Raw genomic sequence first — 14,904 nt, forward strand, 5'->3', positions numbered from 1 at the left:
CTTAAGATATTTTACCATCACCATGCGCAGGAATAAAGCGTTGAATTCTGCCTTATCCTTTTTGAAGGAGCACAACCGCCTGAGAGGCGATCCCTTCCCCGCGCCCAGTAAATCCAAGCTTCTCAGTCGTCGTGGCTTTTACGTTGACTTGATCGATTTCACCTTCCAATAAATCAGCAATCCTTTCGCGCATCTGGGTGATGTAAGGTGCCATTTTCGGTTTTTGTGCAATGATTGTGCAATCAATATTTCCCAGCTTATAGCCTTTTTCCTTTACAATCCCCCATACATGCATGAGGAGTTTCGCAGAATCCGCATCCTTAAACTCTGGATCGGTATCCGGGAAATGCTTGCCGATATCGCCTTCCCCGATGGCGCCTAAACATGCATCAGCAATTGTGTGCAGCAATACATCTGCATCGGAGTGCCCCAGCAGGCCTTTTTCATAAGGGATTTCGATTCCTCCAATGATCAATGGCCGCCCTTCTGTCAATTGATGCACATCAAAACCTTGTCCGACTCTAAACATGTCCTCTTCTCCTTTTGTAGTTTCTCTATGGTTATTAATATAGGCTGTTTCGGTAAAGATTGTTGTTATAGGTCAAAGGTATGCAAGGTTGGATTCCTCGGAAGGATTCTCGCTTTCCGAGGGGCGGTCGGTCGACCTCCTTAATCCGCTGCGGAGTCTCGCACCTTCTGCCCCAATCAATAACAAATGATTACTCAAAAAGCGCATTATATACGAATCAATTCTAAATTTCCCAAGTGCTGATGGTCGATTCATTGACCTTTTTGGTTATTCCGGAGAATGGCCTCCGCAAAATAAAGATCCTCCGGTGTCGTAAGTTTAATATTATCATAATGACCCTGGACTACCCTTACTTCTTTCCCCAATCTCTCAATTAAAGAGGCATCATCTGTTCCAAGGAAGCAATCACGTTCGGCCACGGCATGGGCATGAAGCAATAAAGAAATGCGAAAAGCTTGTGGTGTTTGTACGGACCACAAGCTAGAGCGTTCAATTGTTTCTGCCACTTTTGAGTTTTCCACTTTTTTGATCGTGTCTTTGACGGGCACCGCAGCGATCGCAGCACCTGAGGAGTCGGCTGTCTGCACAAGCTGCTGGATGACCGATTGCCGGATAAATGGCCTTGCACCGTCATGAACGAGCACGATGCCGCCTTCATCAGCCGACTTCAACGCATTGAAGACACTGTGCTGCCGCTCTTCTCCCCCGTGGACAAGAGATATAGGTTTATTCGGATCCAAGTCTTTGATCAGGTCCGAGAAAATCTCCCGTTCAACCGGATTGATTGCCAAAATGATTTTGGAACATGATGAATCTTCCAGAAACACCTTTAACGTGTGGGAAATAATAGGGCGGCCTCTAAGCTTGATCAACAGCTTATTATGTCCAGCACCCATTCGCTTCCCCTGGCCAGCAGCCGGAATGACTACCTCATAATTCATCTATCCAATCTCCTATTCCGTTTATCGATTACAATGCCTTTTCCAATAGTTTCGGTTTTGCAAAAATCATTCGTCCTGCCGACGTTTGAAGTACGCTCGTGACAAGCACGTCAATATATTTACCGATATAATTGCGCCCTTCTTCCACGACGATCATCGTACCATCATCCAAATAGGCAATGCCTTGATTTTGCTCCTTGCCATCCTTGATCACCTGTACCTTCAGTTCTTCGCCAGGCAGTACAACTGGCTTGACGGCATTGGCCAAGTCATTGATATTGAATACTTGTACATTCTGGAGCTCGCATACTTTGTTCAAGTTAAAATCATTCGTCACAACAATTCCATTTGTAAGCTTTGCCAGCTTTACAAGTTTGCTGTCGACTTCTTGAATTTCTTCAAAATCGCCTTCATAAATTTGGACTTCGATCGCCAATTCTTTTTGAATCCGATTCAAGATGTCCAAGCCGCGGCGGCCTCTGTTCCGTTTTAGGGCATCGGAAGAATCTGCAATATGCTGAAGCTCCTCAAGGACAAACTGAGGAATGACAATGATCCCTTCTATGAAGCCTGTTTGGCAGATATCCGCAATGCGTCCGTCGATGATGACGCTTGTGTCTAATATTTTCAGCGTTTTCGCTGGCTTTTCCAGCTCATCTTCTGCCACTTTCTTTTTATTAGTCCGGTTTGCATTGGAGAATAAATTAATTAGTTCATCACGCTTTTTAAATCCAACCTGAAATCCTAAATACCCCAACAACAAGGTCAATAATATGGGTGCGACTGTATTTACAATGGGGATTGTTATCGTATTCAAAGGAAGCCCTGCCAAAAATGCAACGATCAATCCAAAAATCAGACCTAAACTGCCAAATAAGATATCAGTTACCGGAGCCTTTACTAAAGTATCCTCAAACCATTTCACAAAATCTACTACATAATCAATCGCCCAAAAAGCTAAAATGTAAAAGATGACAGCCCCTAAGATAGCGGTGACATATGGGTTATTAATTAAAGTCAGTGTAGAAAAACCGGTAAGATCCAATAAATCAGGAATGAGAAAAATCCCAAGCGTTCCCCCTACGATTAAAAAGCACGCTTGCACTATTCGCTTTAACATTCCTTCACCTCCTTCTACTCATTATAAACAAATTCCTAAATTTGAAACGTGAGAAAAACAACAATTTTCTCGTTGTCACGTAAAAGAAATGTTTTTGTTATATCAAAATAATGTTTTTATTCGAATTGTAACCATTTGTAAATTCGTTCTTTGTACTAGATTAGCACCGCCGGCAATGCAGTGTCAATTTTATTGATGTGTCAATTTAGACACAATTATCAGCGGGAAATTATTTGAAATCATAATTGGCGGTCGGCGAAAATCTGCTCTTTGATCAATTTCAAACCATCCTTTATTTTCCTTGCCCTCACTTCCCCGATTCCTTCGACATCATCCAATTCATCCACACTGGCTTTAAGGATTTTGGGCAAAATTTCAAAGGTAGAGATCAAATTCTCCACAATGACGACAGGAAGCCTCGGTATTTTACTCAGCACTCTGTAGCCCCTTGGACATATCCCATCATCCAGATGAATATATCCGTTATATCCTAATAGTTTTAAGAGCACAGTGTCATCCAATATTTCCGAGCTGACAAGCTCCTGAAATCGGTAGAGGACTTCAAATGGTTTGCAATCCCGGTCAGAAGCGTAATCCCTGATGATCATCATTGCTTCTTCTTCAATATCTGACAGAAGCTCATTCATTTGCAGACGGATCAGCCTTCCTTCCGTCCCCAACTCGCTCAAATAAGAAAGCAGTTCATTTTTGATCCTTAAGACCATTTCGAATCGATGCAGCACCTGCAGCAGATCAGAATATGAAGTAAGCTCTTCGAATTCAAGAATGGAAAGGTTTGAAATGCTTTGATCGAGCACCACTTTATATTTCTCAAGCGTCTGGATCGCTTGGTTTGCTTTCGTTAATATGACGGCAATGTCTTTCAATGCATAGCGGAAATTCCCTTGATAAAGGGTAATGACGTTTCTACGCTGGGAAATGGCAATCACCAATGCTTTCGTCTGCTTTGCCACCCTTTCTGCCGTCCGGTGGCGCATGCCGGTTTCAGATGATGGGATGGATGCGTCCGGGGCAAGTTGGGCATTCGCAATCAAGATTTTGCTTCCCGTTTCATTCAAGACGATTGCTCCATCCATTTTTGCCAATTCATATAGAAAACTTGGGGTAAAGAAACAATTGATATGGAAGCCCCCATCCACAATGGACCTGACTTTATCGCTATGCGCAAGTACGATAAGGCCGCCTGTGTTGGCGCGGAGCACATTATCTATCCCTTCTCGGATCGGGGTGCCCGGTGCAATAAATTGCAATATATCTGACATGGACTTTTCTGCCGGTTTTTTTTCATCCATCCCTTTATCCTCCTAATGCGAATTGCAATGCTTCGCTGACTGTCGACACTCCTATCACATTGATTCCATCCGGAAATGACCATCCACCTATATTGTTCGTTGGGATGATGACGCGGTCAAATCCCAACTTCGCCGCTTCTTGTACGCGCTGTTCAATTCTAGATACCCTTCTGACTTCCCCGGTCAAACCGATTTCCCCGATAAAACAATCCGTTGCCCTTGTAGGACTGTCACGGAAGCTGGATGCCACGCTGATGGCAATCGCTAAATCGATCGCAGGCTCATCAAGTTTGACCCCTCCGGCCACCTTCAAATAAGCGTCTTGATTTTGCAGCAGCATCCCCACTCTTTTCTCCAATACGGCCATCAGGAGCGAAACTCTATTATGGTCGATGCCAGTTGCCATCCGTCTTGGATTACCGAAGCTCATTGGGGAAATAAGTGCCTGAATTTCCACCAAAACAGGCCTGGTGCCCTCCATCGAGGCGACGACCGTGGATCCGGATGCACCTTTGGACCGTTCTTCCAAGAAAATTTCTGAAGGGTTTTCCACTTCTTCCAGACCGGCTTCTTTCATTTCAAAGATCCCCATCTCATTCGTCGACCCAAAACGATTCTTGACTGCTCTTAATATCCGATATGTATGATGGCGTTCCCCTTCAAAATAAAGAACTGTATCCACCATATGTTCAAGCAGTCTTGGTCCCGCAATCGAACCTTCCTTTGTAACATGCCCGACAATGAAAATGGCAATTCCATTTATTTTCGCGATCCTCATTAATTCTGCTGTACATTCCCGTACTTGTGAGACGCTTCCCGGTGCAGATGTGACTTCAGGGTTATACACCGTTTGAATCGAATCGACAATGACAAAATCAGGTTTGATTTCATCAATGGCTTGGTGGATGGATTCCATATTCGTCTCCGCATAGACAAATAGTTCAGGAGACAATACATTTAACCGATCCGCTCTCAGCTTTGTTTGCTTGACGGATTCCTCACCAGAAATGTACATGACCTTCTGCTTAAGTCTGGCAAGCTGGGCGGAAACCTGTAGAAGCAGTGTTGATTTCCCTATTCCAGGGTCGCCGCCGATCAGCACCAGCGATCCTGGGACGACTCCTCCGCCTAGTACTCTATTCAATTCTTTCATATTCGTTTTGATTCTTGGTTCCTCAATCGATTCAATCGAGGTGATGGGCGTGGCTTTTGCAGCTGTACCCGGGGCTGTATGATGGAAAGCCCCTTTAGCTTTAGAGACAACCTCCACTTCTTCCACCATTTGGTTCCATTCACCGCATCCCGGACATCTTCCCATCCACTTTGGTGATTCATATCCACACGATTGACACATAAATTTCGTCTTTTTCTTAGCCATTCCGAGCTCCTCTCTATATGTGTATGTGACGAAATGCCACAGATACTTGATATTATTGTAAAATTACCAAAAAATACAATCTTCTTTCCGATAACTCTGCTAAATTCCGCGGACCGGAAGGGAGTTTCCCCTGATAGTCCCGACTCTTCCAAGCATGAAGAAAGAGGTACACGCAAAATGCTTTAACGTGTACCTCTGTTGATTATTTAGACAGTGTCCCTGTAGCTTCTTTCGTCTTGACGACAAAATCTCCGTCCTTCACATCGATTATAACATGCTGGCCTGTCAGGACAGTTCCTTTAAGCAGCTCTTCCGATAGACGGTCCTCAATATGCTTTTGAATCGCCCTGCGCAGCGGACGTGCGCCATACTCCGGATCGAAGCCTTCTTCGGCAATTTTCAGCTTCGCTTCATCGGTGAGCTCAAGTTCAATTTCCTGTTCTTTCAGTCTGATGGTCAATTGTTCTCCCATGAGAGAAACAATTTGTTTCAAGTGTTCTTTTTCCAGTGAATGGAACACGATGATTTCGTCGATACGGTTTAAGAATTCAGGACGGAATGCTTTTTTCAGCTCTTCCATCACTTTTCCTTTCATATCCTTGTAATCCTGCTCGCCATCCTGAATGTTGAAGCCAACATATTTATTGCGTTTCAATGCATCGGCTCCGACGTTGGATGTCATGATCACAACGGTATTTCGAAAATCGACTGTGCGACCTTTCGAATCAGTCAATCTTCCGTCCTCCAATACTTGAAGGAGGATATTGAATACATCAGGATGAGCTTTTTCAATCTCATCCAAAAGAATGACGGAATATGGCTTTCTTCTTACCTTTTCAGTCAGTTGACCCCCTTCGTCATAACCGACATATCCTGGAGGGGAGCCTACAAGCCTAGAAGTCGAATGTTTTTCCATATACTCAGACATATCGACGCGGATCATCGCATCTTCATCGCCGAACATGGCCTCTGCAAGCGCTCTGGCTAATTCCGTTTTCCCAACCCCTGTTGGTCCTAAGAAAATAAACGATCCGATTGGGCGCTTCGGATCTTTCAGTCCAGCCCTTGCTCTTCTCACTGCCTTTGAAACGGCTTTGACAGCTTCTGATTGGCCGATCACGCGTGAATGAAGAATTTCTTCCAGGTTAAGGAGCTTCTCCGTTTCTGTTTCCGCGAGCTTGGAAACAGGTATTCCCGTCCAGCTTGATACGACATGCGCAATATCTTCGACGGTCACCTCACTGTTTTCCTGGCCTTGTTTTTCTTTCCACGTCTTCTTTGTTTCTTCCAATTCTTCACGCAGCTTCTGCTCGGAATCTCTCAAAGATGCTGCTTTTTCAAATTCCTGACTTTGAACTGCGGCGTCTTTTTCTTTTCTTATTTCCTCCAGTTTCGCTTCCAGCTCTTTCAAGTTAGGAGGAGTTGTATATGAACGAAGTCGGACCTTTGAACCGGCTTCATCAATTAAATCAATGGCTTTATCCGGCAAGAAACGGTCTGAAATGTAGCGGTCCGACAGCTTCACCGCGGCATCGATGGCGGCATCGGTGATGGACACACGATGATGGGCTTCGTATCTGTCGCGAAGACCGTTCAAGATTTGGATGGATTCGTCTATCGTAGGCTCATCGACTTGAATCGGCTGGAACCTTCTTTCAAGAGCGGCATCCTTCTCGATATATTTGCGATACTCATCCAAAGTGGTGGCCCCGATACACTGCAGTTCCCCACGCGCCAACGCAGGCTTGAGGATATTGGATGCATCGATTGCTCCTTCAGCCCCACCTGCACCGATCAATGTATGAAGTTCATCAATGAATAAAATGATATTGCCTGCTTGACGGATTTCATCCATTACCTTTTTCAATCGATCTTCGAATTCTCCACGGTATTTCGTACCGGCAACGACCGTCCCCATATCCAATGTCATGACGCGTTTATCCCTGAGGATTTCAGGGACTTCGTTATTGATGATTTGCTGGGCAAGCCCTTCAGCAATCGCCGTTTTCCCGACACCGGGTTCACCGATCAGAACTGGATTGTTTTTTGTACGCCTGCTCAACACTTCGATGACACGCTGGATTTCTTTGCTGCGGCCTATCACCGGATCAAGGCTGCCTTCGCGTGCGATGGCTGTCAAATCACGAGCCAAACTATCCAGTGTCGGCGTATTCGCACTTGAACTGGATCCGCCCTGATGATTATTTGCCTCATTGCTGCCCAAAAGCTGCAGGACTTGTTGCCGGGCTTTGTTCAAGCTTACTCCAAGGTTATTCAACACCCTAGCTGCAACACCTTCGCCTTCACGGATGAGCCCCAGCAGGATATGCTCGGTTCCAACATACGAATGACCAAGCTTCCGGGCTTCGTCCATGGAAAGCTCAATGACTTTTTTGGCCCTAGGCGTGTAGTGGATGGTTTGGGTTGCATCCTGTCCTTTACCAATTAAGGTTTCTACTTCTTTTTGGATTTTTTCCGGACTAAGCCCCAAGCCGTACAGTGCCTTTGCAGCAATTCCTTCGCCTTCCCTCACCAAGCCAAGCAGGACATGCTCAGTACCGATATTGCTATGTGATAAGCGGATAGCCTCTTCTTGTGCCAATGCAAGCACTTTTTGCGCCCTTTCCGTGAATCGTCCAAACATCATATTAGTTTTCCTCCTTACTGATTTGATTTTCCTCTAATTTTAATCGTTCTCTTATTAACGTAGCCCTGCGGATATCCCGCTCATGGGGGCGGAGGGACCCTCCAGCATATTGCTGCAGGAAACCCGGCTGAGTCAAAATCATCAGCTCATTTAAAATGTTCTTGGATATATGGGAAAAGAAGCCTAAATCTATACCAAGGCGTACATCCGATAAACACTTGGCTGCTTCCTTCGTTTCGATGACGCGGCTGTTCGTCAGTACTCCATAGGAACGGAACACTCTGTCTTCTAATTGTATGTTCGACGTCTTGACTAATGCTTCCCTTGCGGACCTTTCCTGCGAAATCAATTGTTGGACGACGCTGTTTAAATCTTCGATGATGTCCTCTTCCGATTTCCCAAGTGTGATCTGATTGGAAATTTGAAAAATATTGCCCAATGCTTCGCTGCCTTCCCCATAGATTCCCCTGACTACCAATCCGAGCTGGTTGATGGCCGGAATGATGCGATTTACTTGCTGAGTCAGCACCAGTGCCGGCAAATGCATCATTACGGAAGCTCTCATCCCTGTTCCCACGTTCGTTGGGCAGCTGGTTAAATATCCTAGTTTTTCATTGTATGCATAATCCAGCTGTTCTTCCATTAAATCATCAATTTGATTTGCTCTTTTTAATGCTTCCTTCAGTTGAAGTCCCGGGAATAGGCATTGGATTCGTATATGGTCCTCTTCATTTATCATGATGCTGATATCTTCGTTTTCTGATAAAAGCACTGCTGGATGATTGGCATCTTCCGCCAGGTACGGGCTGATCAGATGCTTTTCGACGAGCACCCTCTTCTGAAGGGCATGCAGTTCATCGATTTTTAAGCTTTCAATCGCACCGAACTGATGAAATGGCTCGCTCTCCAAGTTTTTTTCCACCCTTTCCACGACCTCTGCCGCTTCTTCATTGGTAAACAGGGTTGGAAATTTATAATCGCTCAGATTTCTTGCCAAACGGATCCTGGAGCTCAATACGATATCTGAATCCGGTCCTTCATCGCTCATCCAAGAGCTTACTGCCTGGGTAAGGAACTTTTGTAGACTCAAGAAGACTCGCCTCCTTCTTGATGCAATGATTTTTCAAGGGAACGTATGTGATCACGGATTTCAGCGGCTTTTTCAAACTCTTCCGTATCGATGAATGATCGCATTTCATCTTTAAGCTGGGAAATCTTTTTCTTAGTATGGATGGAGCCTCCCATTCGCTTCGGAACCTTGCCTTGATGGGCAACATTGCCGCTGTGAAAACGTTTCAGGATCGGATCTAATTGATGTCTAAATGCATGATAACAATTGGGGCAGCCAAAACGTCCGATATTGACAAATTGTTCGATCGTCATGGAACAGCGCTCACAGCGGAGTACTTCCTTGCGTGGGATGGCCTGTTTTTCCTGTTGATAAATGTTGTTTGAATTAAACAGCCCCGCTAATAGATTATTGATTGAAAAACCGGATGATCCTCCGAATAAAAAACTTTCTCCTTTGTCCTGGGCACATTTCTCACAAAGGTGGAATTCGGTTTTTTCTCCATTGATCACCTTCGTAAAATGGAGGGAAGCCGGTCTTTCATTACATTCCTGACAAATCAATTTTTTCACCTCTCCATATTTATTTATATTTAAGCGTCTCAAGCATCGCTTTTAGCATTCTTGCCCTCAGTTCATCTCGTTGAGGGAGATCGATGAATAATACAGATCGGTCCATGACACTGATCATGATTTTGGCTTCCCTTTCAGAAAGCACCTCTTCCTCCACCAGCCGGAAAATGATGTCTTCCGCACTAGCCTGGGAAACCCTTGACCGTATCAGCGAAATCAGCTGATCGATCAAATGCGCCTGATCATGGGATTGAACCTTCATTATGCGAATATACCCGCCCCCTCCGCGTTTGCTTTCGACTGCATAGCCTCTTTCAATGGTGAACCTCGTATTGATCACGTAGTTGATCTGGGATGGAACACATTGAAATTTATCTGCAATCTCACTTCTTTTAATCTCGAGGATTTCGCTTTGGCTCATTGATAACACCTGCTTTAAATACTCCTCGATAATATCTGAAATATTCCTCACCAAGTCACCCCCATTCCGACTTGACTTTGACTATATTTGACATAAATTATACATGAAAAGCCTCGCAGTTGGCAACGGATAGATTCGTAGACTTTTTTTAGTGATTGCAGGGGTGGAAAACAACAATCATTTTTCTAAAAAGCTCTTTTCGTAAAGTTTGTGTAAGGTTGATTTCCGCTGCAGGATGCTCGCTTTCCGAGGGGCCTCACACGATGTGAGGTCGTTCGATGTTGGCACACGACGTGCCGAACTTAATCGAACATCCGCCCATCCTCTCCTCGCTTCGCTGCGGGGTCTCACCTGGCCCGCTGTTCCCTCCGGAGTCTCGCACCTTCCGCTCAAATCAACATCAAATGATGAGTTATTTGAAAAAACTGTTAAAAGCGACAATCTTTGAGAAAAGAGCCTTCCAAAAAGAGCCAGATGTACTTACAGTTTTTCCAACATTTCCGTCATTCTAAACTCAAAATGATCAATTTATGTAATTTATACCCTCTTTATTCGAATGGAAACTGATTGAATAGAAAAGCCAGAGAAAAAAATCAGTCGACATAACTGATTTTTTTCTTGATTCCATCAATTATAAGATAGCGCCTGCTTTCGAAGGGCTTTCCAAGAACCTAAAAATACCCTTTTGTTGACCTTATGCGCTTTTCTTCCTGACAGTGGATCATTGACATATACATTTTGTGGATCATATCCCACAAGTACGACAGCATGTAAATCCAATGGCGCCTTTATTGTTTCAGACCCATGCTTCCATGATTCCAATCGATCTGGAAGCTTGTAGTCGCCGGTCGTCCAAACCAAAACGGGCTTTCCTCTCCCCAACTGATTTAACAATTCATCGAACGGCTTACCGGTTAAATTCACGGTCCGCTTCGGCAAGTATTTCTTCATAAGCTTTTCAGTCGGTCCCGCACTGACCGCATATCCCATGCTTCTTCCTGTGATATCCCCTACAAAGCCATGATCGGGATTCCCCCATTTCACGATGTCTCCGCTTCGGGATTTCACGACGGGATCTGGATCCTTTGCAATCTGATGCGCAAGTGTCATCTTGTCCACGTTGAACCCTGCTGACTGCAAAACCATTGCCAGGCTGGTTACTTCGCATCCGAATTTCAATTCCGGATTCTGTTTGATCAGAGGTACATCAAGCAGTACCCGCTCCTTATGCTGTTCCATATGCACCTGTTCTATCGGAGTTGCCTTTTCTGCATAATTGACTGGCTCGATTATTTCTTTCATCTTTTCAGGCGCGGCCTTATCTTGTGCCTCACAGCCCAACAAAACAAAGCATGCGGCCAAGAACATTTGTTTCAATAGTGATCACCTCAAAAAGAAAGGATGCCTTTAATATGTGCTGTCTAATAAAAAAAATGAACAAAATTTACTTGCAACACCATTTTCCATTTATTACAATAGTAAAAAATACAAATTGCGATGATAAAGAAGAGTAGACAATCGAAACACTTCAGAGAGCTGATGGCCGGTGAAAATCAGTGTGCGCAGTTGTCGAATGGGCTTTGGAGCATCCAAGCCGAACTTGAGTAGGCTTTGGCGGATCAGCCTCACCGTTAAAAGAGACAAAGTATCGAAATAACCAGGATAAAAGGCAATGCCTATATCTTGCGTTGTTTCTGTATAAATAAGTGCGTTTACATTTTGTAAATGAATGAAGGTGGCACCACGGGTTTCCCGTCCTTTTTTGGAGGATGGGGACCCTTTTTTTATTGGATAGGGGGTATATAATCATGAAAAAAACAATCGTAACAGGCATTAAACCGACGGGAAAAGTTCACTTGGGCAATTACATCGGTGCGATCAAACCTGCATTGGAATTAGCCAAGAATAAGGATTACCAGCCAGTTTATTTTATCGCTGACTACCACGGACTTACAAAAATTCATAATGGAGAAGAACTTCGCGATCTTTCCTATGGAATTGCCGCGACTTGGATAGCACTTGGACTCGATCCCGCGCAATTCATTTTTTATCGGCAATCGGATGTTCCAGAAATATTTGAACTGAACTGGATCCTCTCCTGTTTCGCTTCAAAAGGATTATTGAATCGTGCTCACGCTTATAAATCGATGGTCGATGCTAATCAACAAGCAGGAAGGGACCCTGATACAGGGGTCAATATCGGATTGTTCACCTATCCCGTTTTAATGGCAGCCGACATTCTCCTTTTCAAGTCAAGCCTTGTCCCGGTAGGAAAGGATCAGCAACAGCATGTCGAAATTGCGCGGGATATTGCCGAAGTCTTCAACAAAGCCTACGGCGATACCTTTCACCTTCCCACGCCAAAAATTGAGAAAGATTCATCAGTGATTCTAGGGCTGGATGGAAGAAAAATGAGCAAAAGCTATAACAATACAATACCTTTGTTTGAGGAATCAAAAAAATTAAAGAAATTGATCAATAAAATCAAAACCGATTCCCTTCCGCCAGAAGCCCCAAAAGATCCTGATTCCTCAACGATCTTTTCCCTTTACAAGCAATTTGCTGAGGAGGCGGAAACAAAAGATTTCCACGATAGATTGCTGAAAGGAATCGGCTGGGGCGAAGCAAAGCAGGAATTGTTCCAGGTTATGGATAGATTCCTATCAGAGCCCCGTGAAAAATATCACGAACTCATCTCTTCACCGGCACAGCTTGATGACATTTTAACAGCCGGTGCAGACAAAGCACGGAACATCGCTGCCCCATTCCTGAAAGAGATCCGGGGAAAAGTCGGCCTCTAGATAGGTTCGTTCTGAGGGTCCAGTGGATGCAACCAATCTGTATAAGCAATAAAGGAGCATCCAATAAGTGTTTGGATGCTCCTTTTTTTACGCGGGATAATATAAGACCATACTCAACCTGGTCAAATTGTCTCCGGAGTTATGATAGGTATGGGGTCTGTCTGCTTTAAACCGAATGGAATCCCCTTTTCCAATCGTATATTCAAAATTATTGACCCGTACGGTCAGCTCCCCTTCAAAAACGGTCAAGTACTCTTCTGTTCCCTCTCTATGAGGATCTGCTGCTAGAAATCCCCCTTTTTCGATCTCGACCGTGTAGATTTCAAATCGTCTATCGTCTTCATAAGGGAAGTAAGGCAATACACGATACTTTCCATTATCCTCAGACAACGATTGAATTTCATCTCCCAATACGATTTTTGCCTCAGGCTGTGGAGTGTGAATAAGTGAAGTGAAAGGAATTTTCAATCCATTCGCGATCTTCCAGATTGTCGTTATCGTTGGACTTGATTCTCCTCTTTCAATTTGGCCGATCATCGTTTTACTGACACCCGTCAATTCAGCAACCCGTTCCAGACTTAATTTTTTATCCTCCCGAAAGGCTTTTAAATTTTTGGCAATAATTAAATGAACTTCTTCCATAAAAACCATCCCATCCATTCTATACAATATAACGTACATAATGTACAATATAAGGTAAATCGTTATAGTGTCCGTTAAGTACATTATAGCATACAACATTGAGGAGGTTATCGCATGCCCTTTTTATCATTTATGCTTTATGTCTTCGTCACGAGCTTCACTCCTGGTCCGAATAACATTATGGCCATGTTGTTTGCCAACAAATCCGGGTTGAAGAAGACCATAAGATTTTGTTTGGGCGTAAGTGCTGGATTCTTCGTGATCATGCTATTAAGCAGCTATTTTAACCTTCTGCTTAAAAATTCGATCCCCAAAATAGAAAATTTCATGACAGTGCTCGGTTCCATCTATATGCTGTATTTGGCGGTAAAGATCATTTCCAGCAAGAGTACTGAGAGTGATGTCAATGGGAAGAAGCATAATAACTTTTTAACCGGGATGCTTTTGCAATTCATCAATCCTAAAGGGATCTTATACGGCATCACCGTCATATCCACCTTCATCCTCCCCTACCACACTTCCAATGCAAGTTTGCTGCTCTTTTCATTAGGCCTGGCTTCCGTCGGCTTCATGAGCACTTTCTGCTGGAGTTTGTTTGGATCCATGTTTCAAAAGTTCCTATCCAATTATAGGAGCCAGTTTAATATCGTCATGGCTTTACTGCTAGTATACAGCGCTGTGTCGATTCTAGTGCATTGAACAGACTTACATATTAGATAATGGCAGCAGGACTGCTTTAATTGTGATGGAAGGATACATTATTAAAATATAGGGGCGAAAAATGACGATAAAGGTCGAATAATCGATAATTGGGGATTCTCGCAGATAAATGTGGCGAATTCGGAGATAAAATGAGATTTTCGCAGATATCCTGGTGGTTTTCGAAGATAAAATGTGCTCCTCGGAACGTTTAGAGGAAATTTGCGGCTATTCTTAGGGTATTTTTCTCCATATGAGCAATGAAGACCGGTTTTTTCATCATATTTGGCATTTTTCAATCAGGATCTTGTAATCGTGGTGTTTGATTGGATGGAAGGGTTGATCTCCGCGGAAGGATGCTCGCTTTCCGAGGGGCGGGCGGTGAGCCTCCGGAGTCTCGCACCTTCCGCGGAGATCAACTACTTTTTCAACAAATAAATTGTCCATGAATTCCTTGTTTCGTTTACTCGGGGGAGGAACCCTAATTTGTTCAAAAGCTTTTTTGAAGAAAACCTTCCTTGTTCGGATAAATAATGACCTTCGAAATCGGATTTGCAGGCGCATTTCATCAGAAACAGACAAATTTATCAGCTTCTCGGTTCGGCTGACTTTTTTTATCAACATCCATTCTTTGATTATTTTTACGTCCTTACGGACTTTTTGGATTGAAAATAAAACAAAAAAGCAGCCTCTCAGAGACTGCTTTTTTCTAATTGCCCGGCGACGTCCTACTCTTGCAGGGGGAGAACCCCCAACTACCATTGGCGCTCGA

13 protein-coding genes and 1 other annotated feature are annotated in these 14,904 nt (G+C 44.0%); of the genes, 2 read left to right on the forward strand and 11 right to left on the reverse strand.

The features are described from left to right. Nucleotides 1–52: 52 nt before the first annotated feature. From ispF to D9X91_RS20280, 10 genes are all read right to left on the reverse strand, one after another. Nucleotides 53–529 carry a 2-C-methyl-D-erythritol 2,4-cyclodiphosphate synthase gene (gene ispF / locus D9X91_RS20230; protein WP_121682470.1) on the reverse strand — a complete coding sequence of 159 codons (477 nt, stop codon included), beginning with the start codon at nt 527–529 and terminating at the stop codon, nt 53–55. Nucleotides 530–780: 251 nt separating this feature from the next. Then, entirely contained in the window at nt 781–1,470 is a 690-nt protein-coding gene (gene ispD / locus D9X91_RS20235; protein ID WP_121682471.1) for a 2-C-methyl-D-erythritol 4-phosphate cytidylyltransferase, read from the reverse strand. Between the two features lie 28 nt (nt 1,471–1,498). Then, nucleotides 1,499–2,590, reverse strand: a complete 1,092-nt coding sequence (locus tag D9X91_RS20240) for a PIN/TRAM domain-containing protein (protein ID WP_121682472.1) — start codon at nt 2,588–2,590, stop codon at nt 1,499–1,501. A 239-nt stretch (nt 2,591–2,829) separates the two neighbouring features. After that, on the reverse strand, nt 2,830–3,903 hold the full coding sequence (gene disA, locus D9X91_RS20245; RefSeq protein WP_121682473.1) for a DNA integrity scanning diadenylate cyclase DisA: 1,074 nt from the start codon (nt 3,901–3,903) through the stop codon (nt 2,830–2,832). A 4-nt stretch (nt 3,904–3,907) separates the two neighbouring features. After that, nucleotides 3,908–5,281, reverse strand: a complete 1,374-nt coding sequence (radA, locus tag D9X91_RS20250; protein WP_121682474.1) for a DNA repair protein RadA — start codon at nt 5,279–5,281, stop codon at nt 3,908–3,910. 202 nt (nt 5,282–5,483) lie between these two features. Continuing rightward, nucleotides 5,484–7,928, reverse strand: coding sequence for an ATP-dependent protease ATP-binding subunit ClpC (gene clpC / locus D9X91_RS20255; protein ID WP_121682475.1), 2,445 nt, complete (start codon nt 7,926–7,928; stop codon nt 5,484–5,486). A gap of 1 nt (nt 7,929) precedes the next feature. Next, entirely contained in the window at nt 7,930–9,018 is a 1,089-nt protein-coding gene (locus D9X91_RS20260; RefSeq protein WP_121682476.1) for a protein arginine kinase, read from the reverse strand. Beyond that, the gene (locus tag D9X91_RS20265) at nt 9,015–9,560 is read right to left on the reverse strand and encodes a UvrB/UvrC motif-containing protein (protein ID WP_121682477.1); all 546 of its coding nucleotides are present in this window, start codon (nt 9,558–9,560) and stop codon (nt 9,015–9,017) included. Before D9X91_RS20265 ends, D9X91_RS20260 begins: the two co-directional genes overlap by 4 nt. Nucleotides 9,561–9,579: 19 nt before the next feature. Next, complete coding sequence (locus D9X91_RS20270; protein ID WP_121682478.1) at nt 9,580–10,041, reverse strand: CtsR family transcriptional regulator; 462 nt, start codon at nt 10,039–10,041, stop codon at nt 9,580–9,582. 576 nt (nt 10,042–10,617) lie between these two features. Further along, nucleotides 10,618–11,358 (reverse strand): C39 family peptidase, encoded by a 741-nt coding sequence (locus D9X91_RS20280; protein ID WP_121682485.1) that lies wholly within the window; start codon nt 11,356–11,358, stop codon nt 10,618–10,620. 120 nt (nt 11,359–11,478) lie between these two features. Then, nucleotides 11,479–11,753 (forward strand) — a binding site (T-box leader). Nucleotides 11,754–11,798: 45 nt separating this feature from the next. On the opposite strand from D9X91_RS20280, the gene D9X91_RS20285 reads away from it, so the two are divergent. Next, on the forward strand, nt 11,799–12,791 hold the full coding sequence (locus D9X91_RS20285; RefSeq protein WP_121682480.1) for a tryptophan--tRNA ligase: 993 nt from the start codon (nt 11,799–11,801) through the stop codon (nt 12,789–12,791). 87 nt (nt 12,792–12,878) lie between these two features. Here D9X91_RS20285 and D9X91_RS20290 read toward each other — a convergent pair whose 3' ends face one another. Continuing rightward, on the reverse strand, nt 12,879–13,433 hold the full coding sequence (locus D9X91_RS20290) for a helix-turn-helix domain-containing protein (RefSeq protein WP_121682481.1): 555 nt from the start codon (nt 13,431–13,433) through the stop codon (nt 12,879–12,881). Nucleotides 13,434–13,547: 114 nt separating this feature from the next. Between D9X91_RS20290 and D9X91_RS20295 the strand changes: the two genes are divergently transcribed. Further along, the gene (locus D9X91_RS20295; protein WP_121682482.1) at nt 13,548–14,132 is read left to right on the forward strand and encodes a LysE family transporter; all 585 of its coding nucleotides are present in this window, start codon (nt 13,548–13,550) and stop codon (nt 14,130–14,132) included. The last annotated feature ends 772 nt before the right edge of the window (nt 14,133–14,904 follow it).

The organism is Falsibacillus albus (assembly GCF_003668575.1).
Lineage (GTDB): Bacteria > Bacillota > Bacilli > Bacillales > DSM-25281 > Falsibacillus > Falsibacillus albus.

Coding starts and splice junctions, on each gene's coding strand:
- ispF (WP_121682470.1), bottom strand. CDS start 529: ATGTTTAGAGTCGGACAAGGTTTTGATGTGCATCAATTGACAGAAGGG.
- ispD (WP_121682471.1), bottom strand. CDS start 1,470: ATGAATTATGAGGTAGTCATTCCGGCTGCTGGCCAGGGGAAGCGAATG.
- D9X91_RS20240 (WP_121682472.1), bottom strand. CDS start 2,590: ATGTTAAAGCGAATAGTGCAAGCGTGCTTTTTAATCGTAGGGGGAACG.
- disA (WP_121682473.1), bottom strand. CDS start 3,903: ATGGATGAAAAAAAACCGGCAGAAAAGTCCATGTCAGATATATTGCAA.
- radA (WP_121682474.1), bottom strand. CDS start 5,281: ATGGCTAAGAAAAAGACGAAATTTATGTGTCAATCGTGTGGATATGAA.
- clpC (WP_121682475.1), bottom strand. CDS start 7,928: ATGATGTTTGGACGATTCACGGAAAGGGCGCAAAAAGTGCTTGCATTG.
- D9X91_RS20280 (WP_121682485.1), bottom strand. CDS start 11,358: ATGTTCTTGGCCGCATGCTTTGTTTTGTTGGGCTGTGAGGCACAAGAT.
- D9X91_RS20285 (WP_121682480.1), top strand. CDS start 11,799: ATGAAAAAAACAATCGTAACAGGCATTAAACCGACGGGAAAAGTTCAC.
- D9X91_RS20290 (WP_121682481.1), bottom strand. CDS start 13,433: ATGGAAGAAGTTCATTTAATTATTGCCAAAAATTTAAAAGCCTTTCGG.
- D9X91_RS20295 (WP_121682482.1), top strand. CDS start 13,548: ATGCCCTTTTTATCATTTATGCTTTATGTCTTCGTCACGAGCTTCACT.